The following is a 22317-nucleotide window of genomic DNA, read 5'->3' on the forward strand; positions in this document are numbered from 1 at the left end:
GACGATCAACCCGCGCCGCCGCGAGGGGACAAGGTAATGCACTGCATCGGCTCCATCCGGGATCTCCACGTCCCAGTGAGAGGGCCGGCGAGAGCAGTATCCTGACTCCCGGATCAGCGCGCACCCCGACCTTCCAGCCTGCCGGCCGTGGTCGAGCTGGGGTTCGCTCCCCGGTCACAGTGGCGGGACCGTGCCGGATTCACACCGGCTTCCTGCCTGCTCGTCGGGGCCGGTCGGGCCGACCGGCCACGCTGACCATAGCCGACGCCGGTCGAACTCCCCCGGCACCCCATTCGCCGGACGCGCATCTCCCCGGCGGACGACCCGGCCGACGGCCTGCTGCAACTCGGTTCTGGCGCGGCGTTGGCGACACTGCCAGCGGTTTGCTGTGTGAGCTCCGCGACTTCACAGCCCGGCCGACTCGACCGGTCCCGACGTCGGGCGTGCGAGGCCCATCGACCCGGCGCGTTACTGGAGTGAAAGATGTTGCCTTGGAGTGTGCTGAGAAGCATTCTTTGGGACGTTAACTTTTATTAGCTTCTTAGGGTCAGAGACAACTTTCACGGTGCGGTGGTGGGCGGTTCGTTCGGTCAGATTGCGTTGAAAGCGCGACATATATCCTGTTCAGATCGTTGTAGCGCTGCGAGAGGTAGGCACCCTCGCGGAGGCTTTGATCCGACAAGTGGGTTCATGGCGAAGCCGACACCGTTCGCTACAGCTGCAACCATTAGAAATGTCAAGATTTTGCTGGCTGCGGACATATAACTCTCCTTATGCTTTTCCTCGTCGCCGGATCGGCGAGTCAGAATCACTGCATCAAACGGGGAGTTTCCATGAAAATCGGTGTGCGCAAAGCATCTGTAGCGTGCGGCACCGCGTTTGCTTCGCTGGCGTTGGCGGCCATCACCGCCACGTCTGCCTGGGGCGCCAGCTCGGCTCTTGTCATCGGCGGTATCGCGACGTCGTCGATGCACGACGCGGTCATGAGTCAGTTGCTCGGGGGGGCACTGAAAGATCAGCAGCGTGTGAGTGTGAACTGGCCGGCCGAGGCGGCGCCGTACACCGGTAAGAACGATCTCACGCTCGGTGCGTCGATCAACATCGGCGTCAACAACCTCAATGCCCAGATCGACGCGGCGCTCGACCGTCTCGCCAAGGACGGCCAGGGCAACTACATCAACGACGAGAAGGTCACCGTCGTCGGGCTGTCGGCCGGCTCCCTGGTGGTCAACGAGGTGCTCCGCCAACTGGCCGCTGACGCCGAGGCGCCCGACAAGAACCAGATCACCTTCGTCCTGGTGGCCGATTCCAGCCGCCAGAAGCTGATCAACCAGACGCGGTACAACAAGAGCTTCGACTACACCTACCGCCCGGCGCCCGAGACCGAGTACGACATCGTCGTGGTCACCGGCGAGTACGACGGTATGGCGGACTTCCCGGATCGCTGGTGGAACGGGCTCGCGGTGCTGAACGCGATCGCCGGTGGAATCTACGTGCATGTTCCGATGATGTTCGCCGACCTGTCCAAGGTTCCTGCGGAGAACATCACCGTGGACGTCAACTCCAAGGGCGGCACCACCACCAACTATCTGGTCCCGACCGCGAAACTGCCTCTGGTGCAGATGTTCCCGAGCCTGGCAGCTCGCGAAGCCGAGCTCAAGGCCAAGATCGACAAGGCGTACAGCCGCAATGACGTCCGCGCCACCGCGTTGCGCACGTTCGTCGCCGCTCCCGCAGCGGTCGCCGAACCGGTCGCCGCTCCCGCGGTGATCGCCGAACCGGTCGCCGAGCCCCAGGTGGAGGAGAAGGCCGTCGAGGCCGTCACCACTGCGGTCGCGGACAGCGACGCGCAGGCCGAGTCGGGCGCCGCTGCGCCGGTTGGTGACGAGGTGGTTGAGGACACGGTCGGCGAGGCTGTGGTCCGCGACGGCGACGACGCCGATGTCGCCGAAACCGACGCCGACGTCACCGGCACCGTCGATGGGGATGCCGCGGTCGAGGACGAGACCGACGCGGCAGCACAGGAAGACGCCGACACCTCGCAGTCGGCCGACGCGGATCAGGACAGGGACTCCACGGAGGCCTCGTCGGATTCCTCGTCGGATGAATCCGGTTCCGGATCGTCGGACTCCTCAGACTCGGAGTAACCTCCCCGGACTCCGCAGACCCGAAGCCCCGGCTACCCGCCGGGGCTTCGTGGTATGTCGGGGAGGACGCGCAGCACGGCACCGCTGCTCAACAGGTCGGTCGCGGTGAGGCCGAAGGTGGACTTGAACCGGTCCGAAAGATGGGACGGGCTTGCGAAGCCCGCGTCCGCGGCCGCATCGGTCAGGCTCTTGCCGGCGCTCACCGCCTCGCCTGCCCGCAGCAGTCGCATCCACATGCGGTAGCGGCGCAGGCTGGTGCCGGCCTGGTGGCGGAACAGATGCAGGAACCGCGATTCGGACAGGCCTATGGCTGCGGCGAGTCGGCCCGAGGACAGGCCGCCGCAGGGATCGGCAGCGATGCGCCGGATCGTCTCGGCGATGCGCGGATCGGGCGCAGCCGGTGAGGCCGGCGCCGCGAGATCAAGCCAGCGTCGCGCGGATTCGTCGTCCTCGGGCATCTGCCTCAACGCGTCCTCGTCAGCGTGGTCGGACATGAGCGCGGCAGTGGTGCTGCGACATCTGTCGCCACACGCTGATGCGCGGCCTGAGGACGGATCGAGGTAGCAGGACACCAGTCGCCCGCCGTGCGTGTCGAGATGGTGCACCAGCCGGGGTGGGATGAGCACGCTGCGCGCCGCCACCCGGTGCCCGTCGGCGGTCACGGTGACGGCGCCGTCCACACCGACCGCCAGGCACCACACCGATCCCGAGTGCGGCTCGAGGTTCAGCGCGGGGCCGGCGTAGAGCACCTGCCCGGGCCACAACCACACCGCCGGATAGCAGGTTTGTGGAAGCGACGCGGCCGTGACAGCTGTCATGGTGTCCTCCTGAGCCAGTGCATGGGAGGTTAGCGTGACGATCACGGTCATGGCCGGCGCCGCGGTGTTCTTCGCAGGGATGGGTGTCCTCGCTCTCGTCGCTCCGGCCCGGGTGGTCGCGCTGTTCGGCGTGGCGCTGGGATCGGGCGCGGCGCGCTCTGAGGTGCGGGCGGTGTACGGCGGATTCGGTCTGGCGATCGCGGCGGTGCTCATCGTCGCGATCACCACACCGGATCTGCGATCGGGTGTGCTCGTCACCGTGGCTGCCGCACTGGCGGGGATGGCGGCGGGGCGGCTGGTGTCCGCCCTGGACGGCCGAACCCCGTTCTACCCCAACTGGTTCTACTTCTTCGTCGAGACCCTCGCCGCGGCGGGGTTGTTCGCCGTCATGGGATGAGCTGGATCTTGAGGTGTTCGGCCGACCGGGCGAACGCCGCTTCGTATGCCCGGGCGGCGTCGGCCAGCGGCATTGTGCCGGTGAAGATCCCGTCGATGCTGAGCCTGCCGGCCTGCAGCAACGGGATCAGTTCCGGCCAGGTCTGCTGGACCGGGGCGGTGGTCAGCCGGATCGTGAGGCTGCGCAGCAGACATGCCAGTGCGGACAGGGGATACGGCTGCAGATCGTGCACCCCGACGATCGACACCGTGCCGCCGGTGCGCACGCACGCCAGGGCGTCGTCGATCGACGTGTCCGTGCCGACCGCGTCGATCACCGAATCGGCGCCCAATCCGGCGGTGGCTTCCAGGACCGCCGCAGCGGCAGGCGAAGCGAGCGCACGTGCCCCGGCCGCGGCGGCGCGGTCCCGGCGGGCGGCAACCGGGTCCACGACGAAAACCGTTGCCGCACCCAGCGCATAGGCGCTGCGCAGCGCGCACTGACCGACCGCTCCCGCGCCGATCACCACCACTGTGCCGCCGACCGGGATGTCGGCGCGTTTGGCGGCTGCCCATCCGGTGGCCAGATTGTCGGTCAGCAGCAGCGCCTGTTCGGTGTCGATCCCGTCCGGGATCGTGAGCAGCTGAAAGTCCGCCGCCGGTACCGCCATCAGGTCGGCCTGCGCTCCACCGAGAAGGCCGGACCCGAAGATCTGCGGACCCTGCACGCACGCCACCGGGTCCAGCGTCCGGCACCCCGCACAGCGGCCGCATCCAGCGACCGATGACACCAGCACCCGGTCGCCGGGGCGGAAATTCGCGACGGCGGGTCCGGTGTCGACGACCACCCCGACCGCCTCGTGCCCGATGGACACCGGATCGCCGATCGGGTAATGCCCTTCCAGGAAATGCAGATCCGAGCCGCAGATGGCCGTCGCGGTCACCTCGACCAGTGCGCCGTCGGGGCCGGGCAGCGGCGGATCGGGTCGGGTGGCGACGTGCACCGTGCCCTTGCTGTCGACGACCACCGCACGCATGCCGATCCGTCTCCTCGTCGTCGAAATACGCAACGTCGGGTAACGTAACCCGCCGTGGCGCCGCCGGCAAGACCTTTGCGATCACCGTCATGACGACCACCTCCGCACGCAAGCACGTCGTGGTCGTGGGCGGCGGCCTGGCGGGGCTGGCGTCCACGGTGTGGCTGACCGAGAGGGGCTACCGGGTCACGCTGTTGGAGGGCAACGGCTCACTGGGCGGTCGGACCATCGGCTTGACCTCCGGCCACGGGGATGCGGTGGAGAACGGTCAGCACGTGCTGACCGGCTCCTACGAGAACATCTTTCGCTACCTGGAATCCATTGGTGCGCAGGGTCTTCTGCAGTTCCCGGACGAGTTCGGCGTGCGGTATCCGGACGGTCATGCGGAGGTGTTCGGACTGCGGGTGGCGCACCTGCGGCGCCTGATGCTCGGCCGGGTGCGGGGCTTGAGTATGGCGATGCTGCTGCGGGCGGCCCCGGCCTGGGCCCGCCTGGTCCGCGATGTCCTGCGGTTCGACGATTCGCTGGACGACATCACCGTCGACGCGTGGTTCGACCGGTTGGGCTTCCCCGGCGAAGTCCGCCGGATCCTGCTGAATTCCATGGTGATCGGGCTGCTCAACGAGCTTCCGCACCTGGCGTCGGCGCACGCCTTCGCCGCGCTGCTGCGTACCGGGTCCGACCGGGTACGTCGGTCGGGCACCGGTGCCGTGCGGATCGGCTATCCGACGGTCGACCTGGACACGCTCTATCTGCGAGGAGCGCAGCGCGTGATGGCCGAGCGTGGCGTCGATGTCCGCCTCCGTGCCCGCGTCGCGGCGGTGACGACCGGCGGGGGAGTGGCGACCGGCGTGCGGTTGTCCGGCGGCGGCACCGTGACCGCCGACGCGGTGATCCTCGCGGTCCCGTCGTGGAACCTGCGGTCCCTGCTCGACGAGGTGCCGGATGCGGAGGAGGCGCGGCTGGCGGCAAAGAAGCTCGAGCCGATCCCGATCATGAGCACCTATGTGCTGCTGGACCGGCCGCTGGGCACGGTGGCTCCGTGGGAGTCACTGCTGGACAGCGATATCGGATGGGTGTTCGACCGGGACAAGATGCACGGGCCGCGCGCCGACGGCAACCATCTGTACGGGCTGACCACGTGCGCCGCGTACGAGTTGATGGGGTTGAAGAAGGCCGACGTCGCCGAGCGTCTCGTCGGGGCGCTGCGGAGCAGTTATCCGGCCGCCCGCGAGGCGGACGTGCTCGACGTGACCGTCGTCCCGTGGCCGAAGGCCACTTTCTCGTCGCGGGTGGGGATGTCCACCATCCGGCCGACAAACCGCACAGCGCTGCCGAATCTCGTGCTGGCGGGGGACTGGACGCACAACGACTGGCCCACCACGATGGAGGGCGCGGCCCAGAGCGCGGCACGCGCCGTCGATCTCCTGCATGACCAGCTCGGCGGCCCAGGAATCTAGGGGCGCCGGCACCGGAGCGGAAGGCGGCGCCGACACCCGGGGCACTCAGGCGTCAGTCGGCGATCACGTAGACCTGCTTGTTGACGAACTCGTCGATGCCCAGTGCGCCCAGCTCACGTCCGAAGCCGGAACGCTTGACGCCGCCGAACGGAATGTCGGGCCCTTCCCCGGCCGGGGTGTTGACGTTGACCATTCCGGCTTCGAGCCGTCGGGCGACCTTCTCGGCGCGGCCGACATCGGTACTGAACACCGACGCCCCGAGACCGAACGCGGAGGAGTTCGCGAGCGCGACGGCCTCGTCGTCGTCACGAACGCGGTAGATGACCGCCACCGGGCCGAACAGCTCCTCCGTGTAGGCCCGCATGTCGGGGGTGACGCCCGTCAGCACAGCAGGGGTGTAGAACGCCGTGGGTGCCTGGCCGAGCACACCACCGGCGTGCAGCGTGGCGCCTTTGTCGACGGCGTCGGCGACCTGAGCGGCGACGGTTTCCGCCGCCGCCCGTGAGGACAGCGGAGCAATCTCGGTCGATGTGAGGCCGGCTGCCAGCGAGGTCAATTCGGCGACAAAATCGTCGTAGACGTCGTCGAGGACGATCATGCGCTTGTTGGAGTTACAGGCCTGTCCCATATTGTAGGTGCGGAAATCCCAAGCGGTGCGCGCCAGTTCGCCTGCATCGCCGTCGAGGACGATGAACGGGTCGGAACCACCGAGCTCCAGCAGGCATTTCTTCAGTGCCCGTCCGGCGGTGGCGGCGACGGCGGCGCCGGCACGCTCGGATCCGGTCACCGAGACGCCCTGCACGCGATCGTCTCCGATGATCGCCTCGACCTGATCGAACGTCGCGAACAGGTTGGTGTACACCCCGGCGGGTACGCCGGCGTCACGCAGCAATTCGGCGATCGCCAACGCGCACTGAGGAACCGATTCGGCGTGCTTGAGCAGAAGCGTGTTGCCCAACAGCAGATTCGGTGCGGCGAAGCGGGCCACCTGGTAGACGGGGAAGTTCCACGGCATCACCCCCAACAGCACACCGACCGGACGGCGCCGGACCATTGCGGTGCCTCCCGAGAAGGTCGGGATGGGCTGGTCGGCCAGCAGTGCCGCACCCTGATCGGCGTAGAACTCGAAGATGGACGCGGAGAACTCCACCTCACCGGTGCCCTCGTCGAGTTTCTTGCCCATCTCCAGGCGTGCCAGCTCGCCCAGATCTGTCGCGCGCTCCCGCAGCAGCCGTCCGACGTTGCGCACCACCTCCAGCCGGACCTGCAACGGCTCCTCGCCCCATATCCGGTAGGCCTGGTCGGCCGCGGTGAGCGCCGCGGCGACCTCGGCGTCGGTCGTGGTGTCGAACGTCGCCAGCACTTCACCGGTGGCGGGGTTCAGTGTCCGGTACGGCGGCTGCGTGACGGTCACGGGGAGTCCTTCTCCTATTTCTTGGTGGGGATGGCGTCGGCGTACGGTGCCGTGCTCTTGCCGTGTAACGGGTGAATCGTCATGTAAATCAATCCGATTCCGATGACGACTGCGGCCGACAGCGGCACGATCCAGTTGTCGTACCAGGGGGCGTCCGGGGTGCGGGGCCAGGCCATGTTGACCATCGCGATCACTCCGTAGACCAACGCGGCGATGTTGACCGGCACACCCCACTTGCCCAGGGTGTACTTCCCGCTGGGCACCCAGCCTTTCAGGCGGGCCCGCAGCGCGGCGAGGACGACCATCTGGAAGCCGATGTAGATGCCCAGAGCGGCAAAGCTGATGATCTTGGTGATCGCATCGGTGGAGAACTTGGATCCGAGGATGATCAGCGCAGGCACCGCAGCAGCCAGCAACAACGCGTACGGCGGGACGTGGCGCGTGGGCGAGAACTTCTTCAGAAGAGAACTTCCCATGATCATCTCGTCGCGCCCGTACGAGTACGCGAGCCGGCTCGCGGCGGCCTGCAGGCTCATCGCGCACGACAGGAACGACAGCAGCACGATCACCAGGATGATCTTGGAGCCGACCGGGCCGAAGGCTTCGGTGAGCACCGTGCTGACAGGATCGGTGTCCTCGCCGGCGATCACGGCAGGGATGTCGGCCACCGACAGGACCAGCGCCAAGCACACGAAAGTTGCTGCAGCTCCGCCGATATAGATGGTGCGGCGCATCGCCTTCGGGATCAACCGGCCCGGGTCGGGCACCTCCTCGGCCACGTCACCGCACGCCTCGAAGCCGTAGTACTGGTACAGGCCGATCAACGCGGCAGCGGCGAACGCCCACATGTAGTTGCCGTCGCCACCGGCGCCGAAGCTGTCGAAAATGATCCCGATGTTGTGTTCACGGTGCGCGATCAGCAGCCACCCCCCGACCACGAGGGCCCCGATGATCTCGGCGCTGAATCCGATGATCGCCGCTTTGGCAAGCACTTTCGTACCCATGAAGTTGATCACGGTGGCCAGCGCGAGCAGCAGCAGCGAGAACACGATGACGTTGTTCACCGTCGCTTCGATGCCGAACGCGGCGGCGATGAACGGCCCGGCGCCGTAGGTCACCGACGCGATGGTGACCAGAAGGGCCGCCAGGTACACCCAGCCGGTCATCCATGCATATCGTCGTCCCCACAGGCGTCGTGCCCAGGGATAGACCCCGCCGGCCACCGGGTACTGCGCCACGATCTCGGAGAACACCAGGGCGACGAGCAGCTGCCCGACTCCGACGATCAGCAGACTCCAGATCATCGGCGGGCCACCGGTGGCCAGTGCGAACGCGAACAAGGTGTAGATGCCGACGACGGGGGACAGGTAGGTGAAGCCGAGTGAGAAGTTCGCCCACGGGCTCATGTCCCGTTTGAACTCCGATTTGTAGCCGAGCGCGTGCAGGTGTGCAGCGTCGCTCCCGTCGTGGAACTCGTAGTAGCCCTCGGCATCGTTGCCGCGGGCGTCGGAAGTCGGATGAGTGGTGGACATGAGCCTGCTTTCTGCCGGGAGTTGGGTATGCAGGAATCCAAGTGAGCGAAAAACTACAGTCCTATTGTTTAACCGGCAACAGGAACGGAAGAATTTGTCGAAAATCGGGTAGGTTTCCGTCGTCGGACCTACCGGATGTGCGGGAAAGGAGCGCCGGTGTCGTCGTTGTCGCCGCTCGTTGCCGCCGAGGCGCCGGTGGGCCGTGCCGACGAGATCGTCCAGCGGATCACCGAAGCCATCCACCTAGGGCTGCTCGACGACGGTGAACGACTTCCGGTGGAGGTCGACCTGGCCGCCCAGTTCGGGGTGGCGCCGATGACCGTGCGAGAGGCCCTGGCGACACTGCGTGAACAGGAGCTGGTCGAGACCCGCCGTGGGCGCAGCGGCGGATCCTTCGTGCGGCGCCCGGCGGGGCCTCCGGTGGACAAGCTGACGGCGCGGCTGGCGGCCATGAGCGCCTCGGACATCCGGGATCTGTTCGACGAGCACACCGCGATATCCGGGCAGGCGGCCCGGCTCGCGGCAGAACGCGCGGCGCCCTATGCGGTGCGCCGGCTGTTCGCGCTGACCGACCAGCTCGGCGCCGCGGCCACCCTGGGCGACCGCATCCGTGCCGACAGTCGTTTCCATATTCAGGTCGCGATCGCCTCGCAGTCCTCACGGTTGGCGCGACGGGAGGCCAACCTGCAGGCCGAGGCGGCCGGGTTGGTGTGGCTGCCGGTCGGGCAGCAGATCGACGTCGCCGCCCACGTCGAGGAGCAGCACGCCATCGCCGCGGCGGTGGCCGCCGAGAATGCCGAGGAAGCGCGCAGGTTGGCCGAGGCCCATGTGATGGGTCAGCTCGCCCGGCTGACCCAGGTGAACCTCGACCTCACCGCCACGGGGGAAGGGTCATGACCTCGACATCGCTGGCCCGCCGCCTGGCCGAGGACGCATCGCGGTCGTTGGAGCCGCTGTACGAGATGCTCGGGGAGATCGCCGACGAGGTGGTGCGGAGCCGCCCGCCGCGCGCCGCCCTCACCGAGGCGCATTTCAGCGGCTTGCAGCGCCGCCTCGCCGAACGATTGCGCGACGAGTTCGCCGTGTGGGGCATGGGGTTCATCGCCGCACCGTTCGTCGTCGACGGTTTGGAGCGCTATCTGGCGTGGTGGCAACGCAACAACGACCGGGTGGCACGGCTGCGGCTCAACTTCGACCCGACGAGCATCGACGTCTACGACTATCTGCAGATGGATTGGTATCAGCTGGCCAAGCGAGGGCAGGCGCGCGTCGCGTACGGGCCTTACGTCGACTACAGCGGATCCGACATGTACACGATCACCGCCACGATTCCTGTTGTCGCCGACGGAACTTTCCTCGGAGTCGCGGGCGCCGATCTGGTGGTCGGCGAGGTGGAGCGCAAACTGGTGGAGGTGCTGCGCCAGACCGATGAGGACGCGGTCGTCGTCAACGCCGAGCGCCGCGTCATCGCCGCCAACACGTCTCGCTGGTTGGTCGGATCCCGGTTGCCGGCGATGCCCGTGGCCGGCACGACGGCGGATCCTGCAGGGTTCCGCCAGGTCGCGGAAATGCCACTCGGGACGGGTTGGGTCGTCGCCATCGGGTGGCCCGAAACGGATGCCGCGGGGCCCGATTCGCAGGCTTAACGCCGCGTTACCGACTTTTAACGAGAAACCTTCGTCAACCCGTTGACATTAAGCATCTACTTCTAGAGTATTTAGTGACCATTCGGTCGCACTCGCGGAGGTAGCACTGATGACGTCGACCACTCTGAATTCCGTTCCCAGCTTCGAGGTGTCCGATCCGGCGTTTTCGATCACCTCGGACGAGGTGCATGCCGCCCGGGAGCGCAGCTGGTACGCCACCACCGAATACGGTCTCGCGGTGCTCCGCTACGAGCAGGTCAACCGGCTGCTCAAGCATCCCAAGCTGCGGCAGGGCAGCGCTGCGTGGCCGGCCCACAACGGTGTGACCGAAGGGCCGTTCGCGGACTGGTTCGCCAGCTGGATCCTCAACAAGGAGGGCGACGAGCACCACCGGCTGCGCCGCCTGATGAATCCCGCGTTCTCCAACAAGCTGATCGGTAACCTGGTGCCGCGCTTCCAGGCGCTGGCCACCGAACTCATCGACGGTTTCGCCGAACCCGATCGCTGTGAGTTCGTCAGTGAGTTCGCCGAGCCCTATGCGGCCCGGGTCATTGCGATCATGCTGGGCATCCCCGAGGGTGAGTGGAAGGTCATCTCCACCGAATCGGCCACGATCGGCCTGGCTCTCGGGGTCACGATCCGCGAGGATCTGCCCAGGATCGAGGCCGCGCTGAGCACGCTCTACGAGTACTGCGACGGGCTCATCGCCGACCGGAGGGTCAACCCGCGCGACGACTTCGTCACCACGCTGGTCAATGCATCGCGGCCCGAGGACGGCCGGCTCAGTGACACCGAGCTGCGAGATGCCATGGTGCTGTTGATCTTCGGTGGCTTCGACACCACCAGGAATCAGCTCGGCCTGGCGATGCAGACCTTCATGGCCCACCCCGACCAGTGGCGACTGCTGGCCGCACGGCCCGATCTCGGCGGCAAGGCCGTCGAGGAGGTCATGCGGGTCAACCCGACGGTGCGATGGGTCACCCGCGAGGTGCTGGAAGACTTAGAATACGAAGGCGTCACGCTGACTGCAGGCACCACCGTGCACCTCTACAGTGAGTCTGCCGGCACCGACCCCCGCGTGTTCGAACCGGGTTTCGATATCACCGCAGAACGCAAGCCGCACTTCGGGTTCGGAGGTGGGGCCCACCATTGCCTCGGACATTTCGTCGCCCGGTCCGACATGAGCGAGGCGTTGCCGCTGCTGGCCCGCCGGTTGCTCGACCCGCACGAACTGCCCGGCGCGACCTGGTTGCCCGACTCGGGCAACACCGGTCCGATCACGCTGCCCATCGGCTTCACGCCCGCCCACTGAAAGGAACGCCGAAATGCACGTCACCGTAGATCTCGCCAAGTGTCAGGACCACGGCCAGTGCGCCATCGCCGCACCTGCGGTCTTCTGGCTCAACGACGACGGAAACCTGGAATACGAGGGAAATCCCGACGATTCACAGCGCAGCTACGTCGAAGACGCCGCCGATGTCTGCCCCGCGCAAGCCATCTCCATCAAGGAATGAGCGGCCATGACCATCACACCCCTTGACCTGCACCGCGAGGCGAACGCCGGCAGCCCGGAACTCACCGCCGCGCTGTCCACCATCGCCGACCGCGGCGTCGAGTACGTGTACTTCCAGGCGATCACCATCACCGGTCGGGTGGTCGGCAAGGTCGCTCCTGCGCGGCATTTCGAGCGTCTCGCGATCCGCGGCGTGCAGCAGCACCAGACCGCGATCGCGAACCTGCAAGGGACCCGCGAGGGCATACTCCTGGCCGGCGGGGTCAACGCTCCGGAATACACCGCCGTCCCGGACCTGGACACGTTCGCGGTGCTTCCGTGGGACACCAGCTTCGCCCGCGTGTTCTGCCGCCTCTACGAACCGGATCACCTCTCCGACCGCGCCGGCGCCGAATTCGCCTGCGACACCAGAGGACTGCTGCGCCGGATGCTCACCGGCTTCACCGACCGGACCGGTCTGGAACTGCGCACCGGCTGCGAACCCGAGATGACCTGGCAGAGCGACGGACTGGAGGCCCAGTTCCGCCCCGGCTCCAGCCCGGCCTACCACATCGAGCATCTCGAACGGAATCGGCCGATCGTGAAGAAGGTCGTCGAGTACGCCCAGGCGCTCGGACTGGACATGATCGAAGGCGACTACGAGGACGAGTTCCAGGTCGAACTCAACTTCATGTACGACCGCGCCGATCTCACCGCGGACCGGCTCACCACCTACCGGCAGATCTGCAAACAGGTGGCCCGCGAACTCGGCATCCACGCCAGTTTCATGCCCAAGCCGGCCACCGGCATGATGGGCAACGGATGCCACCACAACTTCAGCCTGTGGCGCGACGACGTCAACGTGCTCGCCGAGCCCGGCATCACCGAACTGCATCTGTCCGAACTCGGACGGCACGCGCTCGGCGGGCTGCTGGCACACTCCGCGGGTGCCATGCTGATCAACGGCTCCACGGTGAACTCGTACAAACGGTACTGGGATGCCGGACAATTCGCTCCCTCGCGGATCAACTGGGGTCTGGACAACAAGACCTGCACGGTCCGGCTCTCGGCTGTCGGCCGCCTCGAGTACAAGCTGCCCGACGCCGCCGTCAACCCGTACCTGTCGCATGCGGTGATCCTCGCCGCGTGCGAGGACGGCATGAAGAATGCCACCGACCCCGGACAGCCCACCCAGGGTTCGTCCTACGACGCCCCCGTCGACGGCCGGTTCCCGGCGCTGCCGCTGACGCTCGGTGAGGCGATCGGGGCCTTCCGCGCCGACGAGGTGCTGAACCAGGCGTTCGGACCGGAGTTGTCAGCATTGCTCGTCGACTTCCACGCCGATGAGTGGGCTCGTTTCTGTGGACACGTGACCGAATGGGAGCGCGAGATGTATTGGAATGACGCACCGTGACCGGGGCTTCGGACGCGCTGAGGCTGGCCTGCCTCGACGCCGAGGCGCCGCCGCTGTTCTCGCTGTGGACCCCGGAAGCCGGACGGAAAGGTTACGAACCGGGCGTCGCCGAGATCCTCGGGGCCGAACTCGGCCGGCCGATCGAATGGGTCAGGGTGCCGTGGGTCGACATGATCCCGGCGGTGCAGCGCGGCGACGCCGACGCGGTGCTGTGCGGGCAGGGCATCACGGCCGCGCGGCAGGAGCAGGTCGACTTCACCCGTCCGTATGCGATCTTCCACGAGGGTGTGCTGGTTCGGCGCGGCTCCGGCATCCACGCGCCGGAGGACCTGGTGGGCTGCAGGGTCGCTGCGATCGAGAACAGCACCAACATGGCGCTGGCCCAGACGTTCTCCGGGGCTGAGCCGGTCGCGTTCGGTGCGGGGTCAGACGATGTGTATGCCGACATGCTGGCCGCGCTGTCGGCCGGCGAGGTGGACGCCGTGGTCGACGACGATGTCGTCTTCGTCCCGCTGGGTGCCACCCACCCCGACTACGAGCTGGCGTTCACGGTGCCGACCGGCAACCGGTGGGGCATCGCGGTGGCCAAGGACCGTCCCGACACCCTTGCCGAGCTCGACGGGGCGCTGGACCGGCTCATCGAGTCCGGGCGGCTGCGCAAAGTCTGGGAGGAATGGTTGCCGACGCTCGACTACCCGTTCGCAGGGGACTGAGTGACCCGACCGTTGGTGGCGGTGGTGGGACGCCGGGCTGCGCAGGTGCCGATTCTGCGCTTCTCGGCGACTCTCGCCGCGGAGGCCATCTGCGAGGCGGTGTGGGCCGCCGGTGGCGAACCGGTGATCCTGCACGGGCCTGCCGCCGACCCGCTGACCGAGCTGCCGCGGCGGCTGAGGCGCTTCGACGGGGTGCTGCTGCCCGGCGGCGCCGACGTCGAACCGAGCCGGTACGGGGCCGAACCGGCACCCGAGACCACGGGCGCGGTGGCGTTCCAGGACGACTTCGACCTCGGCGTCACCCGGGCGGTGATCGATCTCGACATGCCCGCCCTGGCGATCTGCCGGGGCATGCAGGTCCTCAACGTCGCCCTCGGCGGCACCCTGACCCAGCACGTTGTCGAGACAGAAACCCTGCATCACAACGCGATTCACCATGTGCATGTCAAACGGGGATCGCGGCTGCACGCGATCGTGGGCGTACAGACCATCGACGTCTCGTCCTATCATCACCAGGCCATCGACCGGCTTGCCCCCGGTTTGACCGTCTCCGCTCTGGCCGCCGATGGTGTCATCGAGGCCGTCGAGCACCGCCGCGCGGATATCGTGGCGGTCCAGTGGCACCCTGAGGACCGCCACGCCGACTCCGTCACCGACGCGGCCCTGTTCGCCGATCTGGTGGACCGCGCCCGCAAACGAAAGGACTCCAGCACATGACCGCCGTCGACCGGGTGCGCCCGCAGGATGTCGCCCCGGAGCGTCCCGCCCCGGAGAAGCCGCGCGCCCACGTCTGCGTCCTCGCGTCGCTGAACTACCCCGAAATCAGCGCCGAGGACGTCGCGCTGATCCGGCGCTTCACCCGCGTGGCGCTGAACACTCTCGTCGACCTCGGTGCCGGTTTCGAGCTCTGGGACACCACTGTCCCGCTGGAAAACCCGGCTGCCGCTGCGAATTTCGACGGTCTGCTGCTGCTCGGCGGTGGCGACATCGACGCGTCCTGCTACGGCGGGGCGGCGCAGCACCCGAAGTCCTACGGGGTGGACGCACGTGCCGACCGCGATGCGTTCGCCGCGATCGCCGCGGCCGAGGCGGCTGGTCGACCGATCTTCGGTATCTGCCGCGGCTCCCAATTGCTCAACGTCGCCCGCGGTGGCACCGTCATCGGTGACATCGTCGATTACGCGCTGCATCACGGCGCGCCGGGCGAACCGGAGTTCGTCGACGAACCGATCGACATCATGCCGGGCACCCGGCTGGCGTCGATCCTGGGCACCGAGCGGGTGACCGGACGATCCGGACACCATCAGGCGGTGGACACGCTCGGCCGCGGTCTCGTGGTCGCAGCCCGTGCGCTCGACGGCATCACCGAGGGGGTCGAGGATCCCGACAAGTTCTACCTGGGCGTGCAGTGGCACCCCGAGGACGACGACGGGCCGGAAGAAGACCGGATGCGGCTGTTCGCCGCGTTCGTCACGGCCGCGGAGCGCTCCCGAGACACCACGGCCGCGGAGCGCTCCCGAGACACCACGGCCGCGGAGCGCTCCCGACTGACCGGTGCCGCCGCGGCGGCGTCGCAGGGGTGATCACCGCACGGAACCTGTGTCAGGTCGACCATCTCGGCCTGATGCTGGTCGCGGGCCGGCAAGGCGCCACGCGCGACATCGCCTGGGCCCATGCAATCGAGTTGGCCGATCCGACACCGTATCTGAGCGGCGGTGAACTCGTGATGACCACCGGCATCAACATCGGCGTCGACACCGGGGCGCAGGCAGCCTACGTTGCGCGGCTGGCCGCGGCCGGTGTCTCGGCGTTGGCGGTGGACACCGGCACCACGCTCTCGGAGGTTCCCTCCGGTGTGCTCGCTGCCGGAGACGCACACGGTGTTCCGGTCTTGCGGGTGCCGGCGTCGACGCCGTTCATCGCGATCGCCCGCGTCGTCATCGACGCCGTGAAGGCCGACCAGCTCCGCGCCGTACAGCACGTCGTCGACCGGCAGGAGGTGCTGGCGCGGGCGACGCTGCGCGGAGGTATCCCCGGCGTGGTCGGCACGCTGGCCGAATGCCTGTCCTCTGTCGTCGTCGCGGTCGGCGCGGACGGACGTGTGCTCGCCACCGGCGGGACCGGCGACCAACGGCTCATCTCGGCGCTGGCGGAGTCGGCCACACGCGGCGGCTGCCGGGCCGCGGCCGTGGTGTCCGACGGTGACGCGCTGCTGACCATCCAGAGGCTGCGCGCCGGTCAGGCCGTCCGCGGGCATCTCGTGGTGCGCACCGTCGCCCCGCTGTCGGATACCGAACGCCTGCTCGTCGCCCACGCGGTTTCGCTGATCTCCCTCGCGTTGGAGAAGCCGGCCCGTGTGGTCGATGCCGAACAACGTCTGCGCTCGGCGGTGACGCGGGAGCTGCTGGCCGGGCACGGCACCGTCGACGACGGCGTGCTGCGGTACTTCGGCTTCGACCCCGCCGACGAGGTGACCGTGGTGGTGCTCGACGGTGTGGGACCTGTGCTGGCCGCCGAGGACAGCCTGGGCCGCTCGCTCGCCGGGACCGGCCCCTACCTGATGACCGCGAGCGGAGCCGACATCGCGATCGTCCTACCCGTCAACGGAAGCCGGGACCGTATCGACACAGTGCTCGCCGGACTCGTGCCGTCACCCGGCGGGGGAGCCAGCCGGCCGGTGCCGCTCACCGACATCGGCGCCGGCCTGCAGCAGGCCCGCATGGCCGCACAGTCCGGCACGGGCAGTTTCACCTCATTCGGCGACCTCGGGCCACTCGGATTCCTTCTCGACGGACGCAGTCCATCCGAATTACGGATGCTCTCAGGTGATCTCGATTCCCTCGAGGGCCAGGACGGCGACCTGATCCGGACCTTGGCGGTCTACCTGAGGCACAACGGTCAGACCGAGGCCGCAGCCGCCGAACTGCGCATTCACCGGCACACGATGCGCAATCGGATGCGGCGCATCCGCGTGCTGCTCGGCGACGATCTGAGCTCGGCGGATTCGCGCACCCGGCTGTGGCTGGCGGTCAAGGCCCGGCAGTTGTTGCAGAGCCGTCCGCCCCCAGCGCCGGCGGTCCACTGCGGTAGGTGACCGGGGTGGCAGACATCGTGATCGGGTTGGCGACCTGAGGCGCCGGGCTGCCCGGCACCTGCACCGTCGCGTCGATGCCCAGGCTCTCGGCGAACGCGAACGCCTCGGCCAGATCGTTGATCGGGCCGGCCGGCACGCCCAGCTTGGTCAGCGTGTGGTACCAGTGGTCGGCGCCGTGCGCCTTCAAGGCCGGTTCGATCAACGTGCACAACACATCCCGGTGGGCCACTCGGTCCGGGTTGGTGACGAAGCGCGCATCCCGGGCCAGTTCGGGCATGCCGATCGCAGCGCTGAACGCGGTGAACTGCTTGTCGTTGCCGACGGCCACCGCGATCGGACGGTCCGCGGTGTCGAACGTCTGATACGGCGCGATGCTGGGATGCCGGTTACCCATCATGGTCGGAACCACGCCGGCACCCAGGAAGCCGGATGCCTGGTTGACCATCGACGACAACAGAACGGAGAACAGATCGGTGTCCACGCGTTGCCCCTCACCGGTGCGGCCGCGGTGGGCCAGCGCGGCCAGAATCCCGCTCAGCGCGTGCAGCCCGGCCAACACGTCGACCAGCGCCACGCCCGCCTTGGTGGGGTCCTCACCGGTGCCTGTCACGCTCATCAAGCCGCCGACGGCCTGCACCAGCAGGTCATACCCGGGCAGGGACGCCCCGCCGCCGCGGCCGAAACCGGTGATGGCGCAATAAATCACATCGGGGCGGATCGCACGCAGATCCTGGTAGCCCAGCCCGAGTCTCTCCATGGTGCCGGGCCGGAAATTCTCCACGACGACGTCCGCCCCGGCGACCAGGTCGCGGGCCGCCTGCTGCCCGTCGGGGGAGGACAGATCGAGCACCACGGAGCGCTTGTTGCGGTTGACGGCGTTGAAATACGTGGCCACGCCGGAGGCATCGTAGGGCGGTCCCCACTGCCTGGTGTCGTCGCCGGTGCCCGGCCGCTCCACCTTGATGACCTCGGCGCCGAAGTCACCCAGCATCATCGTCGCGTACGGGCCGGCCAGCACGCGGCTGAAGTCGACGACGACGACGCCGTCGAGGGCGCCGGTCACGAACCTGCCCTGCCGCCACGCAGATACACGGTGGTGGTGTGGGTGAAGAAATCGCGCGCGGCCGGGCCCTGCTCCTTGGGGCCGAGCCCACTCTTCTTCGCCCCGCCGAACGGGACATGGGGGTCGGCGCCCGCCGACTCCGAGTTGACGTGCAGCACCCCGACATCGATCTGATCGACGGCCTGCAGGGCGCGGGTCAGGTCCTGGGTGAAAACCGCTGCAGAGAGCCCGAACTCGCTGTCATCGGCCAGCGCGAACGCCTCGTCGGCGTCGGCGGCGCGCCGGATGGCCAGCACCGGCCCGAACAGCTCGTCGGTCCAGACGTCGGCGTGGGCGCCGTCGAGTTCGAGGATCGTCGGCGCGACGAAGTAGCCATGGGCCAGCATGCCCTCGGTATAGGGCCGGCCGCCGGTGAGCACCGTGGCGCCCTGGTCGACAGCCGCGTCGACGCCGGCCGAGATGGACTGCTGGGCCGCGGCGCTCACCACCGGTCCCATCTGTGTCGCGTCGTCGACAGGGTCGCCCACACGCAGCTCCCGGGCGCGCGCGAGCAACGCGTCCCGGAAGCGGTCGGCGATTCCGGCCGTCACGATCAGACGCGAAGTGGCCGTGCACTTCTGGCCGGTGGACCGGAACGCGCCCAGCATCACCTGCTCCACCGCGAGGTCGATGTCGGCGTCGTCGAGCACCACGGCGGCGTTCTTGCCGCCCATCTCCGCCTGTGCCGGCACACCTCGGGCCGCGGCCGCGGCCGCGATCCGACGTCCCACAACGGTGGACCCGGTGAAGGTGATCCCGTCCAGGCCGGGATGGTCGACCAACGCTTCGCCGATGTCCGAGTCGCCGATCAGGAGGTTGAGCACACCCGGCGGCAGGCCGGCGTCGGTGAGCGCCTCCGCGAGTCGGATCGCCAGCAGCGGAACGGTACTCGCCGGCTTCCACAGCACGGTGTTGCCGTAGACCAGCGCCGGTGCGATCTTCCATGCCGGGATCGCGATCGGGAAGTTGAACGGGGTGATGACGCCGACGACGCCCAGTGGCTTGCGGGTGATGAGAATCTGTTCACCGGCGCGGGGTGAGGCGAAGATCTCGCCGGCCTGCCGGTCGCCCTCGTTGCCGTAATAGCGCAGGATCTGGGCGGCCCGGCGCACTTCGCCGACGCCTTCGACCCGCGTCTTGCCCTCCTCGACGGCGAGCTCGAGCCCCCACGGTTCGGCGTTGCGCTCGACCAGGTCCGCCGCGGCCAGCAGCACCGCGCCCCGCTGGTGCAGCGGCGTCGCTGCCCAGGATGTGTTTGCCGCGGCCGCCGCGGCGACCGCAGTGTCGACATCGCCTGCCACGGCGCAACTGCCCTCGGCCACGACGACATCCGGGCGGGCGGGGTTCACACTCAGCAGCGACTGACCCCTTCCGTCGATCCAGTGGCCGCCGATCAGATGCCGTACCGATGCCGTCATGAGCGGAATGCCGCGTGGCCGGTCAGCGCCTTGCCGATGGACAACAAGTGCATTTCCGAGGTGCCCTCGTAGGTCAGCACGGACTCCAGGTTGTTGGCGTGGCGCAGTGGCGAGTACTCCAGCGTGATGCCGCTGCCGCCCAGCACTGTGCGGCACTCACGTGCGATGGCCAGCGCCTCGCGTACGTTGTTGAGCTTGCCGAGGCTGATCTGTTCCGGACGCACGCCCTCGGCGTCCTTGATCCGGCCCAGGTGGATGGCCAGCAGCATGCCCTTGCCCAGTTCGACGCTCATGTTGGCCAGTTTCTCCTGAGTCAGCTGGTAACCGGCGAGGGGTTTGTCGAAGACGTCACGGGTCTGGGCGTAGGCGATCGTCGTCTCCAGGCTGTCGCGGGCGGCGCCGAGCGCACCGAACACGATGCCGAAGCGGGCCTCGTTCAGGCAGGACAACGGAGCGCTCAACCCGACAGCCTCCGGCAGCTGCGCCGACGCGGGTAGCCGGACGTTGTCGAGCACCAGCTCCGAGGTCACCGACGCCCGCAGCGAGAGCTTGCGGTGGATCGCGTTCGCTGTGAATCCTGGTGTGTCGGTGGGCACCAGGAAACCCCGGACACCTTCGTCGGTCTGCGCCCACACGGTCGCGACGTCGGCCAGGTTGCCGTTGGTGATCCACATCTTGGTGCCGTTGAGCACCCAGTCTGCGTTGTCTCCGGCGCCGTCACGCCGGGCGCGGGTGCGCATGCCGGCGGGATTGGAGCCGAAGTCAGGTTCGGTCAGGCCGAAGCACCCGATGGCCTCACCCGAGGCCAGCCGCGGCAGCCACTCGTTCTTCTGCTCCTCGGAACCGTAGCGGTAGATCGAGAACATCGACAGCGAGCCCTGCACCGAGACGAAGCTGCGGAAGCCGCTGTCGCCGGCCTCCAGCTCCAGGCAGGCCAGTCCGTAGCCGACGGCGTTGGTGCCGGCGCAGCCGTAACCCTGCAGATGCATGCCCAGCACGCCGAGCTGGCCGAAGCGGCGGCCGAGCTCACGGGGCAGCGTGGCCGACTCGAACCAGCCCTCGATGTTGGGTCGCAGTTCGGTGTCGACGAATTTCCTTACAGTGGCCGCGATCTCACGTTCGTCGTGTTCGAGCAAGCGGGCGGTGTCGAACAATTCCAGCGGCGAGTAGACGGACTTCGTGCGCGGTGCGGTCATGGTGGTCATCGGGTCAACTCCTGGTCGGGACTACAGGGCGGCGAATCCGTCAGCGAGGACGTCGAACGCCTCGGTGAGCAGCTCGTCGGGAATGGACAGAGGCGGCAGGAACCGCAGCACGTTGCCGAAAGTGCCTGCGGTCAACGTCAGTACGCCGTTGCGCTGACAGTGCGTGGTGATCGCGGCCACCGCGTCGCGGTTGGGCTCGCCGCTGCCGGGCACCACGAGCTCGGCGGCGATCATGGCGCCGCGACCGCGGATCTCGCCGATGACGTCGGTGGTGGCGGCGATGTTTCGCAGCGCCGCGGTCATCGCGTCGCCGACGGCGCGGGCGCGCTCGACCAGTCCGCGGGTCTCGATCTCCTCGAACACACCCAGTGCGGCCGCGCATGCGACGGGATTGCCGCTGTAGGTCCCGCCGATCCCGCCGGCGTGGGCGACGTCCATGACGTCGGCACGTCCGGTGACCGCGGCCAGCGGCAGCCCGCCGGCCAACCCTTTGGCGGTGGTGATCAGATCCGGCACCAGTCCGTCGTGTTCGCTGGCGAACCAGGCGCCGGTGCGCGCGATCCCGGTCTGTACCTCGTCGGCGACCAACAGGATGCCGCGCTCGCGGCAGAACTCGGCCACCGACTGCAGGAAGCCCTCGGCGGGCACGATGAAACCTCCCTCGCCCTGAATCGGTTCGACCACCACGCAGGCCACCGCGTCCGCGCCGATCTGCGCGTCGACGAGTTGGGCGAACTGTGCGAAGGCCTCCTCGGCGCAGTTCTGTGGACCCGACGGCCAGCGGAACGGGTAGGCCATCGGCGCCCGGTAGACCTCGGGTGCGAACGGTCCGAAGCCGTGCTTGTACGGCTGGTTCTTCGCCGTCATCGTCATGGTGAGCAGCGAGCGGCCGTGGAAGGCGTGGTCGAACACCACCACCGCCTGCCGGCCGGTCGCCGCGCGCGCGTATTTGACCGCGTTCTCGACGGCCTCGCTGCCGGTGTTGAACAGCGCGGTGCGTTTGGGGTGGTGGCCCGGCGTGAGCCGGTTCAGTCGTTCGGCGACCTCGATGTACGGCTCGTACGGGGTGGCCAGAAAGCAGGTGTGGGTGTACTCGGCCAGCTGTGCCGTGGCGCGCTCGACGACGGCCGGCGCCGAGTTGCCGACGGTGGTGACCGCGATCCCGCTGCCGAGGTCGATGAACGAATTGCCGTCCACGTCGACGATCACCCCGCCGCCGGCCGCAGCCACGTAGACACCGGCGCCGCTGGTCAGTCCGGCCGGAAGGGCGGCGCTGCGGCGCTGCGCGAGTTCGACGGAGCGGGGGCCGGGGATCTCGGTGTGCACCCGGCGGACCTGCGCGAGTGCGGGGCCGCCGATCAGAGACGCTGTCATGGGGTCAGCGTAGGAACCGGCGGGCGCGGTCGCGTATCGCCGTGATGGACAGCGGCGCCGCCGGACATGTCCATGT

The 22317-nt window shown here is 68.2% G+C and carries 20 protein-coding genes and 1 riboswitch; of the genes, 12 read left to right on the forward strand and 8 right to left on the reverse strand.

Annotated features, from left to right (window positions below; translation table 11 throughout):
• Nucleotides 1-94: 94 nt before the first annotated feature.
• A riboswitch (cobalamin riboswitch) is annotated at nt 95-215 on the reverse strand.
• Between the two features lie 618 nt (nt 216-833).
• A complete protein-coding gene (locus tag KXD97_RS16440; protein ID WP_260751094.1) occupies nt 834-2147 on the forward strand; it encodes a PE-PPE domain-containing protein in 1314 nt (437 codons plus the stop codon).
• Between the two features lie 32 nt (nt 2148-2179).
• On the opposite strand, the gene KXD97_RS16445 is transcribed toward KXD97_RS16440, so the two are convergent.
• On the reverse strand, nt 2180-2965 hold the full coding sequence (locus KXD97_RS16445; RefSeq protein WP_260751095.1) for an AraC family transcriptional regulator: 786 nt from the start codon (nt 2963-2965) through the stop codon (nt 2180-2182).
• Nucleotides 2966-2999: 34 nt separating this feature from the next.
• Between KXD97_RS16445 and KXD97_RS16450 the strand changes: the two genes are divergently transcribed.
• Nucleotides 3000-3362: a DUF4345 domain-containing protein gene (locus KXD97_RS16450; protein ID WP_260751097.1), complete on the forward strand. Its 363-nt coding sequence runs from the start codon at nt 3000-3002 to the stop codon at nt 3360-3362.
• Here the strand turns inward: KXD97_RS16450 and KXD97_RS16455 are convergent.
• The gene (locus KXD97_RS16455) at nt 3352-4377 is read right to left on the reverse strand and encodes an alcohol dehydrogenase catalytic domain-containing protein (RefSeq protein WP_260751098.1); all 1026 of its coding nucleotides are present in this window, start codon (nt 4375-4377) and stop codon (nt 3352-3354) included. The genes KXD97_RS16450 and KXD97_RS16455 overlap by 11 nt on opposite strands.
• Nucleotides 4378-4466: 89 nt before the next feature.
• Here KXD97_RS16455 and hpnE point away from each other — a divergent pair, with 89 nt between their 5' ends.
• Nucleotides 4467-5837, forward strand: a complete 1371-nt coding sequence (gene hpnE / locus KXD97_RS16460) for a hydroxysqualene dehydroxylase HpnE (protein WP_260751099.1) — start codon at nt 4467-4469, stop codon at nt 5835-5837.
• Between the two features lie 52 nt (nt 5838-5889).
• On the opposite strand, the gene KXD97_RS16465 is transcribed toward hpnE, so the two are convergent.
• Entirely contained in the window at nt 5890-7251 is a 1362-nt protein-coding gene (locus KXD97_RS16465; protein ID WP_260751100.1) for an aldehyde dehydrogenase family protein, read from the reverse strand.
• A 14-nt stretch (nt 7252-7265) separates the two neighbouring features.
• The gene (locus tag KXD97_RS16470; RefSeq protein WP_260751101.1) at nt 7266-8783 is read right to left on the reverse strand and encodes an APC family permease; all 1518 of its coding nucleotides are present in this window, start codon (nt 8781-8783) and stop codon (nt 7266-7268) included.
• A gap of 156 nt (nt 8784-8939) precedes the next feature.
• Between KXD97_RS16470 and KXD97_RS16475 the strand changes: the two genes are divergently transcribed.
• The 9 genes from KXD97_RS16475 (at nt 8940) to KXD97_RS16515 (ending at nt 17142) form a co-directional block, all read left to right on the forward strand.
• Nucleotides 8940-9680 carry a FadR/GntR family transcriptional regulator gene (locus KXD97_RS16475; protein ID WP_260751102.1) on the forward strand — a complete coding sequence of 247 codons (741 nt, stop codon included), beginning with the start codon at nt 8940-8942 and terminating at the stop codon, nt 9678-9680.
• A complete protein-coding gene (locus KXD97_RS16480; RefSeq protein ID WP_260751103.1) occupies nt 9677-10429 on the forward strand; it encodes a hypothetical protein in 753 nt (250 codons plus the stop codon). Before KXD97_RS16475 ends, KXD97_RS16480 begins: the two co-directional genes overlap by 4 nt.
• A gap of 109 nt (nt 10430-10538) precedes the next feature.
• Nucleotides 10539-11741 (forward strand): cytochrome P450, encoded by a 1203-nt coding sequence (locus KXD97_RS16485; protein WP_260751104.1) that lies wholly within the window; start codon nt 10539-10541, stop codon nt 11739-11741.
• A 13-nt stretch (nt 11742-11754) separates the two neighbouring features.
• Nucleotides 11755-11943, forward strand: coding sequence for a ferredoxin (locus KXD97_RS16490; RefSeq protein WP_260751105.1), 189 nt, complete (start codon nt 11755-11757; stop codon nt 11941-11943).
• Between the two features lie 6 nt (nt 11944-11949).
• On the forward strand, nt 11950-13335 hold the full coding sequence (locus KXD97_RS16495; RefSeq protein ID WP_260751106.1) for a glutamine synthetase family protein: 1386 nt from the start codon (nt 11950-11952) through the stop codon (nt 13333-13335).
• On the forward strand, nt 13332-14048 hold the full coding sequence (locus KXD97_RS16500; protein ID WP_260751108.1) for an ABC transporter substrate-binding protein: 717 nt from the start codon (nt 13332-13334) through the stop codon (nt 14046-14048). Before KXD97_RS16495 ends, KXD97_RS16500 begins: the two co-directional genes overlap by 4 nt.
• Nucleotides 14049-14765 carry a gamma-glutamyl-gamma-aminobutyrate hydrolase family protein gene (locus KXD97_RS16505; RefSeq protein WP_260751109.1) on the forward strand — a complete coding sequence of 239 codons (717 nt, stop codon included), beginning with the start codon at nt 14049-14051 and terminating at the stop codon, nt 14763-14765. It abuts the gene before it with no gap.
• Nucleotides 14762-15631, forward strand: a complete 870-nt coding sequence (locus tag KXD97_RS16510) for a gamma-glutamyl-gamma-aminobutyrate hydrolase family protein (RefSeq protein ID WP_260751110.1) — start codon at nt 14762-14764, stop codon at nt 15629-15631. The genes KXD97_RS16505 and KXD97_RS16510 overlap by 4 nt, the downstream gene beginning before the upstream one ends.
• Entirely contained in the window at nt 15628-17142 is a 1515-nt protein-coding gene (locus KXD97_RS16515) for a PucR family transcriptional regulator (RefSeq protein ID WP_396884200.1), read from the forward strand. The genes KXD97_RS16510 and KXD97_RS16515 overlap by 4 nt, the downstream gene beginning before the upstream one ends.
• Here KXD97_RS16515 and KXD97_RS16520 read toward each other — a convergent pair.
• The 4 genes from KXD97_RS16520 to gabT are packed head-to-tail and all read right to left on the reverse strand — an operon-like array spanning nt 17078 to nt 22241.
• Nucleotides 17078-18205 (reverse strand): CaiB/BaiF CoA-transferase family protein, encoded by a 1128-nt coding sequence (locus KXD97_RS16520; protein ID WP_260751111.1) that lies wholly within the window; start codon nt 18203-18205, stop codon nt 17078-17080. The genes KXD97_RS16515 and KXD97_RS16520 overlap by 65 nt on opposite strands.
• Nucleotides 18202-19662, reverse strand: coding sequence for an aldehyde dehydrogenase family protein (locus KXD97_RS16525; RefSeq protein ID WP_260751112.1), 1461 nt, complete (start codon nt 19660-19662; stop codon nt 18202-18204). The genes KXD97_RS16520 and KXD97_RS16525 overlap by 4 nt, the downstream gene beginning before the upstream one ends.
• Nucleotides 19659-20867 carry an acyl-CoA dehydrogenase family protein gene (locus KXD97_RS16530; RefSeq protein ID WP_396884203.1) on the reverse strand — a complete coding sequence of 403 codons (1209 nt, stop codon included), beginning with the start codon at nt 20865-20867 and terminating at the stop codon, nt 19659-19661. Before KXD97_RS16530 ends, KXD97_RS16525 begins: the two co-directional genes overlap by 4 nt.
• Nucleotides 20868-20888: 21 nt before the next feature.
• On the reverse strand, nt 20889-22241 hold the full coding sequence (gene gabT, locus KXD97_RS16535) for a 4-aminobutyrate--2-oxoglutarate transaminase (RefSeq protein ID WP_260751113.1): 1353 nt from the start codon (nt 22239-22241) through the stop codon (nt 20889-20891).
• Between the last annotated feature and the right edge of the window lie 76 nt (nt 22242-22317).

It is taken from the genome of Mycobacterium sp. SMC-8 (assembly GCF_025263565.1).
GTDB lineage: Bacteria > Actinomycetota > Actinomycetes > Mycobacteriales > Mycobacteriaceae > Mycobacterium.

Coding starts and splice junctions, on each gene's coding strand:
- KXD97_RS16445 (WP_260751095.1), bottom strand. CDS start 2,965: ATGACAGCTGTCACGGCCGCGTCGCTTCCACAAACCTGCTATCCGGCG.
- KXD97_RS16455 (WP_260751098.1), bottom strand. CDS start 4,377: ATGCGTGCGGTGGTCGTCGACAGCAAGGGCACGGTGCACGTCGCCACC.
- KXD97_RS16510 (WP_260751110.1), top strand. CDS start 14,762: ATGACCGCCGTCGACCGGGTGCGCCCGCAGGATGTCGCCCCGGAGCGT.
- KXD97_RS16485 (WP_260751104.1), top strand. CDS start 10,539: ATGACGTCGACCACTCTGAATTCCGTTCCCAGCTTCGAGGTGTCCGAT.
- KXD97_RS16480 (WP_260751103.1), top strand. CDS start 9,677: ATGACCTCGACATCGCTGGCCCGCCGCCTGGCCGAGGACGCATCGCGG.
- KXD97_RS16530 (WP_396884203.1), bottom strand. CDS start 20,867: ATGACCACCATGACCGCACCGCGCACGAAGTCCGTCTACTCGCCGCTG.
- KXD97_RS16490 (WP_260751105.1), top strand. CDS start 11,755: ATGCACGTCACCGTAGATCTCGCCAAGTGTCAGGACCACGGCCAGTGC.
- KXD97_RS16470 (WP_260751101.1), bottom strand. CDS start 8,783: ATGTCCACCACTCATCCGACTTCCGACGCCCGCGGCAACGATGCCGAG.
- gabT (WP_260751113.1), bottom strand. CDS start 22,241: ATGACAGCGTCTCTGATCGGCGGCCCCGCACTCGCGCAGGTCCGCCGG.
- KXD97_RS16495 (WP_260751106.1), top strand. CDS start 11,950: ATGACCATCACACCCCTTGACCTGCACCGCGAGGCGAACGCCGGCAGC.
- KXD97_RS16525 (WP_260751112.1), bottom strand. CDS start 19,662: ATGACGGCATCGGTACGGCATCTGATCGGCGGCCACTGGATCGACGGA.
- KXD97_RS16440 (WP_260751094.1), top strand. CDS start 834: ATGAAAATCGGTGTGCGCAAAGCATCTGTAGCGTGCGGCACCGCGTTT.
- hpnE (WP_260751099.1), top strand. CDS start 4,467: ATGACGACCACCTCCGCACGCAAGCACGTCGTGGTCGTGGGCGGCGGC.